Source organism: Litorilituus lipolyticus, from assembly GCF_006439335.1.
Classification (GTDB): Bacteria; Pseudomonadota; Gammaproteobacteria; order Enterobacterales; family Alteromonadaceae; genus Colwellia; species Colwellia lipolytica.
Genome location: NZ_SAWY01000038.1, coordinates 126,124 through 143,886, shown reverse-complemented (window position 1 = coordinate 143,886; position 17,763 = coordinate 126,124). Strand labels below are relative to the sequence as shown.

The window sequence follows — 17,763 nt, the reverse complement described above, 5'->3', positions numbered from 1 at the left end:
AATGAAGAAATTACCTTTAATATCTTTAGCTGTATCAATTGCATTGTCAGGTAATGTTTTAGCAAAAACTTCACCTGAACAAGCAGCTAAGCTTGGTAAAGAACTTACGCCTATGGGCGCAGAACGCGCAGCGAATAAAGATGGTTCAATCCCTGAGTGGACTGGTGGTATTACAAAAGCACCTGCTGGTTATTCTCCAGGTGATCACCATTTAGATCCGTTTTCTGCGGATAAAGTAAAATATACTGTAACTGCCAGCAATATGGCTGAGTACAAAGACTTATTGACACCTGGTCAAGTTAAGCTATTTGAAACGTACCCTGATACATTTAAAATGAATGTTTATCAAACTCGCCGAAGTGCTTCTTTTCCTGAACATGTTTATCAAGCCGTAAAAGATAATGCCACTCGAGCAGAATTAATTGAAAATGGAAATGGTATTAAGCAAGCCGCAATTGGTGTGCCTTTTCCAATCCCAGAAAATGGGTTACAAGCAATTTGGAATCACACCTTACGTTATCGTGGTGAACAAGTTCAACGTCAAGGCGGACAAGCTGCTCCAACTGCTTCAGGAAGTTTCACCTACATCGGTTTCAACGAAACATTAATGTTACCTTATGGAACAAAAGGTGCTTCTCCAGAAGAGCTTGAAAAATCGAACATCTTATTTAAGTTTAAACAAAAGGTTACTGAGCCAGCACGTCTAGCAGGTACTGCATTATTGGTTCATGAAACCATGGATCAAATTAAAGTGCCAAGACAAGCATGGACATACAATACAGGCCAGCGTCGTGTTCGTCGTGCGCCTAATGTTGCATATGATGCACCTGGTACAGCGTCAGATGGTTTACGTACTACAGATGATTTTGATATGTATAACGGTGCACCTAATCGTTACAACTGGGAACTCAAAGGCAAGAAAGAATTGCTGATTCCTTATAACGATTACCGTTTACACAGTAACCAAGTTAAATATAAGGACATATTACAAGCAGGACATATTAATCCAGATCTTGTTCGTTATGAAAAGCATAGAGTTTGGGTTGTTGAAGCTACACTAAAAGAAAATACACGTCATACGTATAAAAAACGTGTTTTCTTTATAGATGAAGATAGTTGGCAAGTGGCTGTGACTGATATTTATGATAACCGTGATGAATTATATCGTGTTGGAGTTGCTCATGGCCTGAACTATTACGAAGTTCCTGCCCAATGGTCTACACTTGAGGTATATCATGACATTCAATCTCGTCGTTATTTAGCGATTGGTTTAGATAACGAAGCTAAAATGTATGATTTCTCTGTTGAGTTAAAAGACCGAGACTTTACACCATCGGCATTAAGACGAGAAGGTCGTAGATAAGTCATTTTAATTAACGGCTGACTATGTCAGCCGTTTTTGTTTAAACCTACACAAATAAAAATTAATTACATACACAATTTTGTTTTAGTTGAGTGCTATTTATTATGCGTTTTTTAATATTCACTATAGCTTTGCTTGTTTGTAGTTTTAGTCTGACTAGCTACGGTTTTCAAAGTGAATCTCCTTCTCCTGCCATCCAAGCACCCTTAGCTGATAAATCTTTATTATTAGATATTACTCAAGTAGGACAATCCAAACTAGTTGCTGTTGGTGAGTATGGTCATATATTGCTTTCAAATGACGGTGAAAACTGGCGTCAAGCAAATGTTCCCGTGCAGTCAACCCTAACTAGTGTGTATTTTTTAACACCTGAACTTGGCTGGGTTGTTGGTCATGATTCAACGATTTTACATACAAGCGATGGCGGTGAAAGTTGGGAAATACAGTATTTTTCCCCTGAATTAGAAAAACCTCTTTTTGATATAGCCTTTGATAATGAGAACCATGGTATTGCTGTTGGTGCTTACGGACAAACGCTTCGTACATCTGATGGCGGAAAGACATGGCAAAGTGAATTTCATCAAGAGTTTTTACTTCCCGATGATGTCGAGTATTTAGCTGAGCTAAAGCAGGAAGACGAAGAAGCATACCTTGATGAAATCGCTTTTATTTTACCGCATTTCAATAAACTGGTAAAAGATGGTCGCACGCTTTTCTTGTTAGGTGAAACAGGCATGTTGGCAAAAAGTAATGATTTCGGTGTTACTTGGCAACAGTTTGAAGATATTTATCAAGGTTCATTTTTTGGTTTAGCACGAACTAAAACAGGAAATCTTATTGTTGCAGGTCTACGTGGGCATGTATTTAGAGGTATTAAGAATGGTAGTAATTGGAATGAGATATCAACAAATACTACAGCTTTACTAAATGAAGTGCTCATCAGTAAAGACGATAGAGTACTAATTTTAGGTAATAACGGTGTTTTGTTAGAAAGCACTGATGATGGTTTAACTTATCGATTACACCCTCAAAAAGACGGTAAGTCTTTAATTGCAGGCGTGTTATTTAATGGAAAACTTATTGTTGTTTCTGATGTTGGAATAAAACAAATTTCCTTGTAGTGATAGGTTATCCGCTAATTACCTATTCGATGTTGTTCTTGTTATATTTTGTGTGGAATTATAAATACTATGAAAATCTCCCTAGCTAACCGCATAGAAGTTGCGTTATTTCGTCATCGACTTTTTGTGTTGGTACTTTTCTTTCTTACCAGTGTTTTTTTATTATTCCAAGCGAGTCAAATTAGACTTGATGCTTCGTTTACTAAAAATATTCCTCTAGAACATAGTTACATGAAAACGTATTTAAAGCATCGTGCTAATTTTGGTGGTGCAAATAATATTTTAATTTCTGTATGTGATAGTGAAGGAGATATTTTCAACCCTGAATTCTTTACTGCATTAAAGGGCGTTCACGATAAGTTATTTTTTATTCCCGGCGTAGATAGAATTCAAGTAAAGTCTTTGTTCTCACCCAGTACTCGTTTCGTTGAGGTTGTTGAAGATGGTTTTGCTGGTGGTCCTGTTATTCCGGCTGACTTTCAAGCAACTACTGAAGGTCTTGCTATTGTTAAAGGTAATATTGAAAAGGCAGGTATTGTAGGTGGTATCGTCGCGGATGATTATAGTTGCGCTATGGTAAAAGCTGCTCTGCTTGATATAAACCCTGAAACAGGAGAGAAACTAGATACACTACAAATAGCCGAAAAGCTTGAAAATGAAGTTAGGCAAAGTTATGAGAAAAACAATATAACAGTGCATATTATTGGCTTTGCTAAAATGGTTGGTGATGTTGCTCAAGGAGCTAAAGGGGTAGTTTTATTCTTTGCTATAGCAATCGCAATTACCGCGGTAATGGTGTACATCTTTTGCCATTCTATTCGTTTAACAATCCTGCCTATTTTTTGCTCTCTAATCGCTGTTGTTTGGCAGATGGGCATGCTTTCATCTCTAGGCTTTGGCCTTGATCCTATGTCTATTTTGGTACCATTTTTGGTTTTTGCTATCGGCGTGAGCCACGGCGTGCAAATGATAAACTCTGTGGTTAAAAAAGTTGGCTTAGGGTTGACTTGTACCGCTGCTGCACAAGCAAGCTTTAGAGCTTTATTGATACCAGGTGGAATTGCATTACTTTCTGATACTGTCGGTTTCTTAACATTACTATCTATTGACATAGGTATTATTAGAGAGCTTGCCATTACAGCCTCTTTAGGTGTAGCGATGATCATTTTGACCAACTTAGTATTGTTACCTGTAATGCTTTCTTACATGACAATTAAACAATCGGCAAAAGTCGGGCAATTAAAAGAAGAAAGTACTGTATGGCTCGCTTTATCAAGTTTTGCCACTAAAGGGCCTGCAGTTATCATTTTATCTATTACGGCTGCTTTATATTTGGTTGGTTTTTATAAAGGCCAAGAGTTGAAAATAGGTGAGCTTCACGCTGGTGCTCCAGCCTTACATGAAAGCTCTCGATATAATACCGATACTTTTTTAATAACAGACCGATACGCTATTAGCGTTGACTATATGTCAGTGATTATTGAAACGACGCCAGAAGCTTGTACATACTATGACATTATGTCGACTATTAACAATTTTCAATGGCGTATGGAAAACGTTGCTGGCGTTCAGTCTGCGGTTAGTTTGGCTTCAATATCAAAAATAGTGAATGCTGGATATAACGAAGGTAATCCTAAGTGGAGAGTTATTCCACGAAATCAACAAACTCTAGTGCAGTCTATAGCAAGGGTTCCTTCTTCTAGTGGCTTATTAAATAGTGATTGTAGTGTAATGCCTGTTATTCTCTTTTTAGAGGACCATAAAGCAGAAACAATTAATACTGTTATTGATGCTGTTCAAGCTGCATCAAAAGTATTAGGTACAGAACAAGTGCAGTTTAAACTTGCCTCAGGCCCCGTAGGCGTTATGGCTGCAACTAATGAAGCCGTTTCTGAAGCGCAAGTCCCGATGATGCTTTATGTATACGGAGCGGTAATTTTATTATGTTTAATTAGTTTTAGAAGTATCAGAGCTACAGCCGTTGTAATTTTACCTTTATATGTAGTATCGACATTAGCACAATGGTTAATGACCGCTTTAGATATTGGATTAACCGTTTCAACATTACCTGTAATTGCATTAGGTGTTGGTATTGGTGTTGATTATGGTATTTATATACTTTCAACCATGAGTACTAAATTAAATGAAGGTGCTAAAGTTCAAGATGCTTATTTAGCTGCCTTAAAAGAAAGGGGAAGTGCAGTTCTCATAACAGGCTTAACACTTGCCATTGGTGTTTCAACTTGGTTCTTCTCGGATTTGAAATTCCAAATGGATATGGGAATTTTATTAACTTTCATGTTTTTAGTTAATATGCTGGCAGCGATAATAGTTCTCCCCGCATTAGCTGCTTTTTTCTGGCCATCTAAAGCCGAAGAAGAAAAAGACTCTGGCGAAGTGCAAATTGCAGGAAGAACGGGAATTTAACACTTACCCAAAGCAAGGCTATAAAAAAAGTTTGTTTAATTTGATATTAAACAAACTTTTTTTTATTCACAAAACCTGCTTTTTTTGTGCATAAAAAAACAAGAATACTACTGATTAACCAGTTTCTATTTAGCAATAATGCATAAACATAGTTTATTGTAAAATAAAGTGGTCGAATCTTGTGTAAAACAAGAAGTTTTAGTGCTCCTTTCAAGAAAAAAAAACTCGCAATAGCTTAGATTTATTCATAAAATCCGTGCCATAGTCTATTCTGATAGACAGATATAAAAAAATAATATAAATCTTGTTTAAATTGCGTAAAGTAATACCCAAGATAACTAAATTAATTATTCAAGCTTTCTTTTTAAAACTCTAAGGCAAAAGGAAAACGGCATGGCGTTAGTAAACGGTTCACCATCAGTGATATTAAATAATGTATCACAATTAATTCATCAAAAAGTACCAAAGAACAGTGCTCCATTAGTAGAGCAGTTTGCCAACTTACTTTACGGTAATATTTCATCGCAAGATTTATCGCATCGAAATGATAGTGATATGTATGGTGCAACTTTGAGTTTATGGAGCTCATTGAATGAACATAAAGATGATGAGCCTGTAATTCATGTTTTTAACCCAACAGTAAGCAAGAATGGTTGGAAATCTAGCCACACTATTATTGAAATTATTGTCAAAGACATGCCCTTTTTAGTTGATTCAATACGTATCGCTTTGAACCGTCTCGGAATACCTGCGCATTTAATGTTAAATTCACCATTAAAAGTAGCCAGAACTAAAGATCTTGAAATTGCTGAGCTAGCACCTATTGTTGATACAAAAATTAAAGCGACTTCAGAAGAAACTATCTTCTTCATCGAAGTTGACCGTCAAACGAGTCAAGCTGAGCTAAATGCTATCAAGGCTGAACTTTTATCTGTTGTTGAAGATATTCAACTCACTGTTAATGATTGGCAACCAATGCTAAAACGCTTAAATGAAGTTGTTGCAGATGTTAAAAAAGCCAAATTGCCAGGCACTAAAAAAGCTAAAGATGACACCTTAGAGTTTTTATCATGGATTACTGAAAACCATTTCACATTAATGGGCTATCGTTCATATGATGTAAAAGCAGTTAAAGGTGATATTTCTTTAGAAGCGAATTTAGAATCAAGCTTAGGCTTAATGAAAAACTCTAAAGGTTTAAAATCACGCTTAGTTTCTACGTTAAGTGAAACAGGCCGTGAAGTTGCTCTGGGTAACAACCATTTAATTCTAACGAAAACAAATTCACGTTCTCGAGTTCACCGTCCAGCACAACTTGATTATATCGGCATTAAGCGTTTCGATAGCAAAGGTAACGTGGTAGGTGAAGAACGCTTTATTGGTTTATTCGGTTCAGCTTATTACACAAACAGTGCTCTAGATTTACCATTAATTAAATCTAAAGTAATTGAGGTCTGTGACTCATCTGGCTTTGCTAAAGGAACACATGCTTATAAAGCCCTTATTAATATTTTAGAAACTTACCCAAGAGATGAAATATTACAAAGCTCTGTTGAAGAACTCCTGCAAAATGTTACAGGTATTTTGCAGATGCAAGAGCGCGACTATACAGGACTTTTTGTCAGAAGAGATGCGTTTGATCGTTTCTATTCATGTATGGTTTATGTACCAAGGGAGCGTTATAACACCAAGTTACGTGTTGAGACACAAAAACTATTGAAAGAAGTTTTTAACAGCAATGAAGAAGTTGAGTTTACTACTTTCTTCTCTGAGTCTGTACACGCTAGAACTCACTACATCGTCAAAGTAAACTCTACTAAAGCAGATATAAACGTGAAAGAAATAGAAAAGAATTTGAATGAAGCTGCACGTAACTGGGATGACAAGCTAGTAACTGCACTTGCTTCTAACCTTGGTGAAGCAGATGCTAAATCATTAAGTAAAAAGTACTCAAGCTTCCCGCAAGCTTATAAAGATGAAGTTTTACCAGGTTCAGCCATTGTTGATATCGAAAAGTTAGAAAGCTTAACCGAAAGTAATAATCTTGAAATGCTTTTCTATCAACCACTTGAAGAAAAGCCTGATAGCCGTTTTGTTAAATTAAAATTATTCCATAAAGGTGAGCCAATTCACTTAAGTGATGTGTTACCAATGTTAGAAAACTTTGGTTTACGCGTCATTGGTGAAAGTCCTTATGCGATAAGAACACCAGGTGAAACAAGCTGGATACTAGATTTTTCGATGTACTTAACAGGTGATAGTAATTTTGATTTATATAAAGTACGTTCTTTATTTCAAGATGCCTTTGCTAAAGTATGGCGTGGTGATCTAGAAGATGATGGTTTTAACCGTTTAATTTTAGGTGCTGGACTTGAAGGCAGAGCTGTATCAATCTTGCGTGCATTTGCAAAATATGAACGTCAAATTGGTGGACGTTTTAGTCAAAGTTATATCGAGGATACTTTTTCAAGATACCCAAATTTAGCTGAGCTATTAATTAAATTATTTAGCTTACGTTTTGATCCTAATAGTAAGTCATCGGAGTCAGCTAAAGGGAAAGCAATTGATAAAGTATTAAATGAGATTGAAAGTTCTTTAGACAATGTTGCTAACTTGGATGATGACCGCATTATTCGTCGTTTTGTCGAAATGATAAATGCGACTATCCGTACTAACTATTATCAATTAGATGCTAATCAGGCCGAGAAATCTTATATCTCATTCAAAATTGTGCCTGAACAAATTAGTGAAATTCCATTACCTGTGCCTAAATTTGAGATCTTTGTTTATTCTCCACAAGTTGAAGGTGTTCACTTGCGTGGTGGCAAAGTTGCTCGTGGTGGCTTACGTTGGTCAGATCGCCGTGAAGACTTTAGAACCGAAGTATTGGGCTTAGTCAAAGCACAACAAGTTAAAAACACTGTTATCGTGCCAGTTGGTGCCAAGGGTGGTTTTGTTTGTAAGCAGCTTCCTGAAAGTGGCTCTAGAGAAGAAATTTTTGAAGCTGGTAAAGAATGTTATAGAACGTTTATTCGTGCCTTATTAGATATCACGGATAACATTGTTGCAGGTGAAATTGTTCCTCCTAAGGATGTTGTTCGTTTAGATGAAGATGACGCATATTTAGTTGTAGCAGCGGATAAAGGTACTGCGACTTTCTCTGATATAGCTAATGGTATCTCTGAAGAATATGACTTCTGGCTAGGTGATGCTTTTGCCTCAGGTGGTAGTGTTGGTTACGACCATAAAGCAATGGGTATTACAGCAAAAGGCGCGTGGGAATCAGTTAAACGTCATTTCAGAGAAATGGACATCGATTGTCAAAGTACTGACTTCACCTGTATCGCTGTAGGTGATATGGCTGGTGATGTATTCGGTAATGGTATGCTGTTATCTAAGCATATTCGATTACAAGCTGCTTTTAACCACATGCATATTTTTATCGACCCGAACCCAGTAGCGAAAACGTCTTACCCTGAGCGTGAGCGTTTATTCAATTTAGCGGGATGTACATGGGAAGATTACAACAAAGAATTAATTTCTAAAGGCGGTGGTATTTTTAGTCGCCATGTTAAATCGATCAAATTAACGCCTGAAATTAAAAAAATGCTTGGTACACAAAAGCAGAGTATGGCACCAAACGATCTAATTCAAGCCATCTTAACAATGGAAGTAGACTTACTTTGGAATGGTGGTATCGGTACCTACGTTAAAGGCAGCAAAGAAACACATTTAGAAGTAGGTGATCGTGCAAATGATGGCTTACGAATTAACGGTAAAGAATTAAAAGCAAAAATTGTAGGCGAGGGTGGTAACCTTGGTTTAACACAATTAGGTCGTATTGAATATGCTGCTACTGGCGGTAGAATTAATACCGATGCGGTTGATAATGCTGGTGGTGTTGATTGTTCAGATAATGAAGTAAACATTAAGATCTTGCTCAATACATTAGTTCAAAATGGTGATTTAACTGTTAAGCAACGTAACAAGCTTTTATATGATATGACTGATGAAGTAGGTGATATTGTTATTGAAGATTGTTACCGTCAAACACATTCACTGTCAATAACGGCAATGCGCGGTGTTAATCAATTAAAAGAGCAAGTTCGCTTTATTCACGAACTGGAGAGAACGGGTAAATTAGATCGCGCACTTGAGTTTATTCCTGATGATGAAGAAATTGCTGATCGTTTAGCAGAAAATAAAGGTTTAACTCGTCCAGAACTTTCAGTATTACTCGCCTATAGTAAAATGGTATTGAAAGATGATTTAGTTCATGAAGAAATCACAGATAATCCATACCATGATAGATTATTAATTGACGCATTCCCTGCGCAGCTAAGAGATAACTATCAAGCTGAAATGCAACAACATCCATTACGTGCTGAAATTATAGCGACAAAACTTGCTAATAAAATTGGCAATGATATGGGCTTTAATTTTGTTAATCGTATGCATGAAGAAACAGGTGCAACTGTGGCAGAGATTGCCAACTGTTACACTATTGCTAGTGAGGTATTTGAACTGCCACTCTTTTGGCAAAAAATCGCAACGTTAGATAATAAAATTTCTACAGCAATACAAACAGAGATGCTATTTCAATACCGTAGAACAATTAGACGTGTAACTCGTTGGTTCTTGCGCCATAGAAACAAGGCATTATCAATTGAGCAATCAATTGCACTTTATCAACCAACATTTGCGTTATTGTCTTCTAACCTTGCTGATTTTATGATCACAGAAGAAATTCAGGAGCTAGAACGAATTTCAGATGATTTAATTAACGCTGGTGTGCCTAAAGATATTGCAGTAAGAGTTTCACAGTTAAGCACGCTATTCTCTGCGATGGACATTGCTGAAGTAGCGAATGATGATGGCCGAACAATTGAACAAGTTGCTCATTTATACTTCAAGTTAGGTGTGCGTTTAGAGCTACACTGGTTCTTAGATCAAATTACCAATCAACCGGTAGGCAACCATTGGCAAGCATTAGCTCGTGCTTCATTTAGGGAAGAGCTAGACTGGCAACAGCGTTCATTAACTTCGGTAGTTTTAAGCTGTGAGTGTGATACAAAAGTTGCTGATCTTGAAACGTTACTGGATGAGTGGGTTGCAACTAATGAGCAGCCACTTGATCGTTGGAAGCATATTTTGTCAGACTTTAAAGTCGGGCAAACACATGATTTTGCAAAATTCTCAGTTGCATTACGTGAGTTGATGCTACTCAGTTTAAACTGTAGCCCAGTTATCGTTAAATAATTTAGCGCAAATGCTTTAGGGAAGTTGTAATACTTACCTTAACTGATAAAATCCTCGCCTAGCGGGGATTTTTATTTTCTCCTTTACAATTTATTCTATAACTACCTAACATTAGAGGCTCTATGTTCTATTCAGCGATACGAAAAGTTTTTTTTCATTTTGATCCAGAGAAGATTCATGAAGTTACCATCAAAGGATTAAAAAGCACTGGTTCATCACCGTTAAACTTTATGTACAAACAGTCTGTAAAAGACAAGCCTGTTAATGTCATGGGAATAAAATTTCCTAATCCAGTTGGTTTAGCTGCCGGGTTAGATAAAAATGGGGAATGTATAGATGCATTTGCTGCAATGGGCTTTGGCTTTGTCGAAGTAGGCACAGTAACTCCTAAACCACAACCAGGTAATGACAAGCCACGCATTTTCAGAATTCCACAAGCTAACGCAGTTATTAACCGTATGGGGTTTAACAACAAAGGTGTTGATTATTTAGTTGACCAAGTAAGAGCAGCTAAGTTTAAAGGCGTTATAGGTATCAACATTGGAAAAAATAAAACGACACCTGAAGAAAATGCTAAAGATGATTATATTCATTGCATGAGAAAGGTTTATGATTTCGCTACTTACATTACCGTTAATATTTCATCACCAAATACACCTGGCTTACGCTCACTGCAATATGGTGAAGCACTGGATGAATTGTTAGCTGCATTAAAAGCTGAGCAAAAACTCCTAAGTAAAGAGTATGATAAATATGTTCCAATAGCGGTAAAAATCGCGCCTGATTTAAATGAAGATGAAGTTAATTCTATCGCAGCTTCATTGATCACAAATGAGATAGATGGCGTTATTGCCACAAATACAACCTTATCAAGAGATGGTGTTGAAGGTCTTGAGCATGGTAATGAGCAAGGTGGTTTAAGCGGTGCGCCTGTTAAAGATAAAAGTACAACAGTAATTAAGTTACTTGCTAAGGCATTAGACAATAAACTTCCTATTATTGGTGTTGGCGGTATTTCTTCAAGTGATGATGCTAATGAAAAACTCGCCGCGGGTGCAAGTCTTGTACAGGTGTATACTGGTTTTATTTATCAGGGACCAGAGTTAGTTAAAGACATTGTTAAAGGCTTATAGGCTATAAATGAACTTTTGGAAGTATTTTCTTCATTTAGCTTTAGCACCTGTTTGCTCAATACTTGCTGTTTTTGTCTGTTATCTAGTACTTTACGGTGATTACTCGGTTAATGTTTTTTTACTATCAAGCATTACCATAGTTACTATTACTTTTTTGTATTCTACAAATAAAGCAATAAGATTAGTTAATGATAATGTTAACCAAAAAGCCAATATTTCTACGGCTCAGTTTGTTATAAGATTATTACTTGTAGGTGTTTTTTGGTTATTACAATTCTTAGTCACCTTAACTGCTTGGTTTTTAAAATTTTCTAGTTAACCTCAACTAGAGATAAGAAATTAGCTAGCTATTTGAAATGTATGTAAATTTAGATTTATCAGTATTCTAGCTTGGCGATTTTTCTTATTTAAAGGAAAACTAGTGCGCCAATAGCTAGTCTATTGCAAACTAATTTAACGCTGTAGTAAGGAAAATAGACAGCTAGATAGCAAGTTGTTATCCCGAGCTGAGGTTAGTTAGTGATAATGCTTAGATGATTGCAGTAAAAATATAAAAGGCCGAAATCAATCGGCCTTTTTATTGCTGGTTATTAACTTTATACGGGTTAATAACTTTCATTATGTACGCTAAGTACTGCACGCCCAGATGGATCGGCATTATCTTTAAAGCTTTCATCCCAAGCTAATGCTTCTTGTGTACTACAGGCTACAGATTTGCCACCTATAACACAGTGTGCAGCTGAGGCTAGCGGGAATTTCTCTTCAAATATACAACGATAGAAGTAAGCCTCTTTACTATCTGGTGTGTTTACAGGGAATCTATAGCTAGCACTTTCTAGTTGTTGATCTGTTACTTGAGACTCAACAAATGCTTTTAAGCCATCAATCCAAGAATAACCTACACCATCAGAAAATTGCTCTTTTTGACGCCATAAAATTTCTTTAGGTAAATAACCTTCAAAAGATTCTCGTAAAATGGCTTTCTCCATTTTGCCATTACCACACATTTTATCTTCAGGATTTATGCGCATTGCAACGTCCATAAAGTTTTTATCCAAGAAGGGGACACGAGCTTCAATTCCCCAAGCAGACATTGATTTATTTGCTCTTAAACAATCAAACTTGTGTAACCTTTCAAGTTTTCGGTTTAGTTCTTCATGAAACTCTTGTGCGTTTGGCGCTTTATGAAAATATAAATAACCACCAAATATTTCATCCGCACCTTCTCCAGAAAGCACCATCTTGATCCCCATAGCTTTAATTTTTCTTGCCATTAAATACATTGGAGTAGAGGCTCTGATTGTGGTTACGTCATAAGTTTCTAGATGATAAATAACTTCTTTAAGGGCATCGATACCTTCTTGTTCGGTAAAAATAACACTGTGATGGATGGTACCAATACTGTCGGCAACAGTTTGCGCTGCTAGCAAATCAGGAGACCCCTCAAGACCACAAGCAAACGAATGCACTTTTGGCCACCATGCTTCAGCTAAATCATTATCTTCAATACGACGAGCGGCAAACTTTTGCGTGATAGCTGAAATTAATGATGAATCTAACCCTCCTGATAAAAGTACGCCATATGGTACATCAGTCATCAAGTGACTTTTAACGGATTCTTCAAGTGCTTCTCTTAGTTTATCTTTACTGGTGGTGTTATCTTTAATTGCACCATATTGTTGCCAGTTACGCTTGTAATATTTTTCAACTCTACCAACGCGGCTATCTAAAATATGACCAGGAGGGAATTCTTCAACAGTTTTACACAGTGGCATTAATGCTTTCATTTCAGAGGCAACATAAAAGTTACCATCACTATCATAGCCGGTATAAAGTGGGATAATACCTATATGGTCTCTAGCAATTAAATAACTGTTATCATTTGCATTGTATAAACAAAAAGCAAACATTCCTTGAAGTTTGTCTACAAACTCTACGCCATGCTCTTCATATAATGGAAGAATAACTTCGCAGTCAGAACCTGTTTTAAAGCTATATTCTACTAACAGCTTTTCTGAGAGTGTTTTATGATTATATATCTCACCATTGACCGCCAATACATGAGTTTTATCATCATTATAAAGTGGTTGAGCGCCATGCTCTGTATCAACAATAGATAATCGTTCGTGCACTAAAATCGCATTGTCGTTGTTGTAAATACCCGACCAATCTGGGCCGCGATGACGTAATAAGCGAGAACATTCTAATGCTTTAGGGCGAAGTGCATCAGCACTAGTTTTTATGTCTAATATACCAAAGATCGAACACATTGAAGCGCTACTCCTTTAAATAATATAGTTAATGTCAGATTGTGAGTTCAAAACAGTAAATTCAAATAAACTGATTGAATATGGCAGGTTAGGAAGCTAAATTTAAAAAATTAAATTTGTTGTAGTACTGCAAGATTACATCAATTTAAGTATCAACAAAACTTGTTATAGACTAATTACTCAAATTGCTTCTATAGACACTTTGCCAGTTTTTTATAAAATATCAACAATATTTTTTAAATATTTAGTAAAAATAGTTATAAGCGGAGACATAATTCTATGTTGTTTAACAGAAAGTTACTAAAATTTAGGTAGCAACGGCATTAATTTGCTTATATAAATGTTAATCTTTAGCTATGAACCGCTATTACTAACTGGATGATTGCAATGAATAAAATTATAAGGTTATGTTTCATATTTATAACTTCCATAAGCGTAATGGGCTGTGCTAGTTTAGGGGTTGAGCCTTGGGAAAGAGATCTACTTGCTAAAAAAGAAATGGCATTAACGTCTTCGCCACTCGATGCCTCTTTGGACGATCACATTTATTTTAGTAAAGAAGCTTCAAGTGGTGGTAAAAGTTTTGGCGGTGGCGGTTGTGGCTGTAATTAACCTTATTAATTTATCTCATAATAATTAAGCTCTGTATTCTATGGTTCTAGGTAAAAATAAAGAAAATATTAAAGCTGCACTTTCTATTGCAACAAGTACCTTGTTAGGTATTGCAATACCGACAGAGTCAAACGCTCAACAAAGCAGTGTCACTGATGATTGGGATATCGAGAGTGCTTTTTTGTTTTACAGTGAAGCAGAGCGAGTCAGCGCTATTGAAGGTATTATTTCTGCGAATAAAACGTTTGATAACGATGAAGTGCTTAATCTTAAGTTTACTATCGACGCTTTAACAGGGGCTTCAGCTAATGGTGCAGTGGCGCAGCCATACGCACAAACATTTACTAGACCCTCAGGTCAGGGGCAATATGTAATTTCTGGAGAAGATACACCTCTTGATGATACTTTCAAAGATACACGAGTGCAGCTTAATGGCCAATGGACGCAAGCCATTGCGCAAGATTATATTTTGAGCTCTGGCGCACATTTTTCAAAGGAATATGATTATTTATCTTTAGGAATTAATAGTAATCTTGCTGTTGATTTTGACCGTAAGAACACCACGCTTTCGGCTGGATTTAGTTATTTTCATGATACTTTTAGCCCTGAAGGTGGTATACCTGTTGCTTTTGCTTCTATGTTAATTGGTGATAGTAATGACCCTGATTGGGATGAAGCCTTTGCGAAGACACGATTAACTTCAAGTGATACTAAAACCACTACAGATCTCATGCTTGGACTGACACAAGTTATTAATAGACGAATGTTGGTGCAAATGAATTATTCTTATTCAATGGTTGATGGTTACCTTACCGATCCTTTTAAAATTATCAGTGTCATAAACGAGCAGGGTATTGCCCAAGATTATATTTATGAAAAACGGCCTACAACTCGAGTTAAACAAAGTACATTCTTTCAAAGTATGTATCATTTCGAGCAGAATATTTTAGATTTATCCTACCGATATATGTGGGATGATTGGGATATTACCTCTCACACAATAGATAGCCGCTTACGTATTCCAGTTCATTTATTCTCATCTAATGAATCATATATACAGCCACACCTACGTTTCTACAAACAATCAGCAGCTCTGTTTTATCAACCCTACTTATTAGAGCAAAACGAAAGCCTTAATATTGATTATGCAAGTGCAGATTATCGAATAGGGCAGATGGTTACCTTAACTTTAGGGGTAAAGTATGGGATGTTTTTAGAAAAGGGTAATGAACTTTCGTTCAGGCTTGAATATTACCAACAAACGCCTGAGAATGCAGGGTTTGAGTCAATAGGGGTATTAAATGACCTTAATATTTATCCGGCAGTAAAAGCAATCATAGCGCAAGTTTCTTACTCGTTTTAACATGTCTATTTCAAGAAAAATCAATGTAAATTTATGTCAGCGTGATAATTCAGCATTTATACACATAAACTTTCAGGCTATGGCAAGTCCGTGTGAAATCATTATTCAAAGTCAAGATAAACAGCTAGCACAACGATTGGCTAGTAAGGTGTGTACAGAGGTTTGGAGGATTGAACACAAGTACAGTCGCTATCGTACAGACAGTTTGTGTCAACAAATTAACACCAATGGTGGGTTACCGACTCCAATAGATGAAGAAACGTTTTTATTGTTAAACTTTGCTGAGCAGTGTTATCACTTAAGTGATGGCCTGTTTGATATAACTACAGGTATATTAAGAAAAGCTTGGCAATTTTCGCCCAACCATGAAGTGCCTGAGCAAAGTAACATTGACAGTTTGTTGAAATATATTGGCTGGCAAAAAGTTAAATACAATCAACATCAAGTGACTTTACCTGAGAAAATGGAAATTGACTTTGGCGGCATTGCAAAAGAATATGCTGTTGATAAGGCCATTTTACTTGCAAAATCAATCACTGATTCACCAGTTTTAATCAATTTAGGTGGTGATTTAGCAGTAACTTCTCCACTTAAGCAGAATAAACCTTGGCAGGTCGCAATCGAACATCCCACTTTAACCAAGCAACAGCCTGATATGATCATTGCTTTAGTATCGGGCGGATTAGCAACAAGTGGAGATAGTAAACGTTACTTAATAAAAGAAGGTAAACGTTTTGGGCATGTACTTAATGCCAAAACTGGTTGGCCTATTGAAAATGCACCGCGCTCAATAACCGTTGTGGCACCACAATGTACTCAAGCAGGTGTTTTAGCAACTTTAGCGCTGCTACAAGGAGAAAGAGCAGAAAATTTCCTAAATGAACAAGAAGTTAAGTATTGGGTTAGGCGTTAATATTTCCTGTCAGTTGAAATAACAAGCAGCTAGTTTGCTTACTAGCTGCTTGTTAACTGTTTTCTAGTATATTTGGTCGAATTATTTCTCTAAATAAAAGCCAATGTGCTGGTGAAGTCTTAGTATTAATTCCTCTTTTTCAACCACATAATCTAGTTGTTTTGCAAAAGATGATAAAGCTTGTTGGATCTGATTAACAAATTTGCCATAGCCATGCGAAGTTTTGTCTTGTTCACTAGCAACAAAGATAAGTTGAATGCTATCAACTAACTTATTCGCATCCCATTTACAGGTATAGCCACCTGATGAGTGTTTAGGGTTATAACCCAACATCAACAACTCGCCATCTTTGATGACATTCTCGTCTTCAGCACGTCTTACTATTGGTACTAAGCCATTAGCGATAACAGCGCCATTATGTAAGTTGTGTTGTTTTGCTGAATTGATAAAAGCGTCAGCCACAAGGTTATATAACTCAATATATTTGTCTGATGCTGTGTCGTCTATAGTCACTAACGATCTGATCCTGCGATTTAGTGGTAAATCAACTACAGCATAAGTAAGGGCATCAGTCTCTTGTGGTAACTGTAATTTGTCAGCTAAATATCTATCTGTCATAGAACGGAATTTATGAGATTGACTGCCTTCAATACCTTTATTTTTAGCGAATAGATCGTAAGTTAAATGTTGATGATCACAAACACGAATTTGAGAAATATCAATATTTGTTTGCTTAGCAAAATCAAGTAATACATTTTTTACTTCATTATGGAATTTTGCTGACTCAACTCGGATATCATCACCATTAGCTAAAAAGATCAAAGTAATCTTTTTAGCTTTATTTGCGCCATTTACAAAAGTATTACGACTCGTATGAAATTTAGGATCGTATAAAAATAGTACTTGCTGTTTTGTTTGTGCAGTTAATTTTTCAGGGCTATAACGAACTCGAGGGAACTTATCGTTAGCAATAAATTGTGCACTTTCAATAGTTGATTTATCTGTGGCTTTAAAAAACGAATCACTTAAATGTTGATATAACGCTTCAAATGGTGTTTCAGAGCCTTTAGCAATTAATTCATCAAATGAGGCTAACAACTCATCAGTTAATGGTATCTTAGCCATTAAATATTGGTTTTCTCTTGCAGAAGAGGGAATGTAAACTTTATGTTGTAAATTTCTAGTTCTTGATACAGACATATACTCACCTATATAGTGATAAAAATAGTTAAAATTAAATTATGGCAATTATAGCGAATGAAAGTTGATTTAAGCTGATGTGAATCAACTATTAAAGTGAAT

General features: G+C 36.3%; 11 protein-coding genes. 9 read left to right on the top strand and 2 right to left on the bottom strand.

The features are described from left to right. The first annotated feature begins 1 nt into the window (after window position 1). From EPA86_RS15635 to EPA86_RS15610, 6 genes are all read left to right on the top strand, one after another. Window positions 2–1,363 carry a DUF1329 domain-containing protein gene (locus tag EPA86_RS15635; RefSeq protein WP_140605422.1) on the top strand — a complete coding sequence of 454 codons (1,362 nt, stop codon included), beginning with the start codon at window positions 2–4 and terminating at the stop codon, window positions 1,361–1,363. 104 nt (window positions 1,364–1,467) lie between these two features. Then, window positions 1,468–2,484, top strand: a complete 1,017-nt coding sequence (locus EPA86_RS15630) for a YCF48-related protein (protein WP_140605270.1) — start codon at window positions 1,468–1,470, stop codon at window positions 2,482–2,484. 69 nt (window positions 2,485–2,553) lie between these two features. Beyond that, window positions 2,554–4,911 (top strand): efflux RND transporter permease subunit, encoded by a 2,358-nt coding sequence (locus EPA86_RS15625; RefSeq protein WP_140605268.1) that lies wholly within the window; start codon window positions 2,554–2,556, stop codon window positions 4,909–4,911. A 393-nt stretch (window positions 4,912–5,304) separates the two neighbouring features. Further along, window positions 5,305–10,170, top strand: coding sequence for an NAD-glutamate dehydrogenase (locus tag EPA86_RS15620; protein ID WP_140605266.1), 4,866 nt, complete (start codon window positions 5,305–5,307; stop codon window positions 10,168–10,170). Between the two features lie 122 nt (window positions 10,171–10,292). After that, window positions 10,293–11,303 carry a quinone-dependent dihydroorotate dehydrogenase gene (gene pyrD / locus EPA86_RS15615; protein ID WP_140605264.1) on the top strand — a complete coding sequence of 337 codons (1,011 nt, stop codon included), beginning with the start codon at window positions 10,293–10,295 and terminating at the stop codon, window positions 11,301–11,303. A gap of 7 nt (window positions 11,304–11,310) precedes the next feature. Further along, window positions 11,311–11,622 (top strand): hypothetical protein, encoded by a 312-nt coding sequence (locus tag EPA86_RS15610; protein WP_140605262.1) that lies wholly within the window; start codon window positions 11,311–11,313, stop codon window positions 11,620–11,622. A 286-nt stretch (window positions 11,623–11,908) separates the two neighbouring features. Here EPA86_RS15610 and asnB read toward each other — a convergent pair whose 3' ends face one another. Beyond that, window positions 11,909–13,573, bottom strand: coding sequence for an asparagine synthase B (gene asnB, locus EPA86_RS15605; protein ID WP_140605260.1), 1,665 nt, complete (start codon window positions 13,571–13,573; stop codon window positions 11,909–11,911). A 387-nt stretch (window positions 13,574–13,960) separates the two neighbouring features. Here asnB and EPA86_RS15600 point away from each other — a divergent pair, with 387 nt between their 5' ends. The 3 genes from EPA86_RS15600 to EPA86_RS15590 are packed head-to-tail and all read left to right on the top strand — an operon-like array spanning window position 13,961 to window position 16,461. Next, on the top strand, window positions 13,961–14,185 hold the full coding sequence (locus tag EPA86_RS15600; RefSeq protein ID WP_140605258.1) for a DUF4266 domain-containing protein: 225 nt from the start codon (window positions 13,961–13,963) through the stop codon (window positions 14,183–14,185). 40 nt (window positions 14,186–14,225) lie between these two features. Then, the gene (locus EPA86_RS15595; protein WP_140605256.1) at window positions 14,226–15,548 is read left to right on the top strand and encodes a DUF3570 domain-containing protein; all 1,323 of its coding nucleotides are present in this window, start codon (window positions 14,226–14,228) and stop codon (window positions 15,546–15,548) included. Window position 15,549: 1 nt separating this feature from the next. Continuing rightward, window positions 15,550–16,461 carry an FAD:protein FMN transferase gene (locus EPA86_RS15590; protein WP_140605254.1) on the top strand — a complete coding sequence of 304 codons (912 nt, stop codon included), beginning with the start codon at window positions 15,550–15,552 and terminating at the stop codon, window positions 16,459–16,461. Between the two features lie 81 nt (window positions 16,462–16,542). On the opposite strand, the gene EPA86_RS15585 is transcribed toward EPA86_RS15590, so the two are convergent. Further along, window positions 16,543–17,661 (bottom strand): DUF3083 family protein, encoded by a 1,119-nt coding sequence (locus EPA86_RS15585; RefSeq protein WP_140605252.1) that lies wholly within the window; start codon window positions 17,659–17,661, stop codon window positions 16,543–16,545. Between the last annotated feature and the right edge of the window lie 102 nt (window positions 17,662–17,763).

Coding starts and splice junctions, on each gene's coding strand:
- EPA86_RS15630 (WP_140605270.1), top strand. CDS start 1,468: ATGCGTTTTTTAATATTCACTATAGCTTTGCTTGTTTGTAGTTTTAGT.
- EPA86_RS15585 (WP_140605252.1), bottom strand. CDS start 17,661: ATGTCTGTATCAAGAACTAGAAATTTACAACATAAAGTTTACATTCCC.
- EPA86_RS15625 (WP_140605268.1), top strand. CDS start 2,554: ATGAAAATCTCCCTAGCTAACCGCATAGAAGTTGCGTTATTTCGTCAT.
- EPA86_RS15635 (WP_140605422.1), top strand. CDS start 2: ATGAAGAAATTACCTTTAATATCTTTAGCTGTATCAATTGCATTGTCA.
- EPA86_RS15595 (WP_140605256.1), top strand. CDS start 14,226: ATGGTTCTAGGTAAAAATAAAGAAAATATTAAAGCTGCACTTTCTATT.
- pyrD (WP_140605264.1), top strand. CDS start 10,293: ATGTTCTATTCAGCGATACGAAAAGTTTTTTTTCATTTTGATCCAGAG.
- EPA86_RS15610 (WP_140605262.1), top strand. CDS start 11,311: ATGAACTTTTGGAAGTATTTTCTTCATTTAGCTTTAGCACCTGTTTGC.
- EPA86_RS15590 (WP_140605254.1), top strand. CDS start 15,550: ATGTCTATTTCAAGAAAAATCAATGTAAATTTATGTCAGCGTGATAAT.
- asnB (WP_140605260.1), bottom strand. CDS start 13,573: ATGTGTTCGATCTTTGGTATATTAGACATAAAAACTAGTGCTGATGCA.
- EPA86_RS15600 (WP_140605258.1), top strand. CDS start 13,961: ATGAATAAAATTATAAGGTTATGTTTCATATTTATAACTTCCATAAGC.
- EPA86_RS15620 (WP_140605266.1), top strand. CDS start 5,305: ATGGCGTTAGTAAACGGTTCACCATCAGTGATATTAAATAATGTATCA.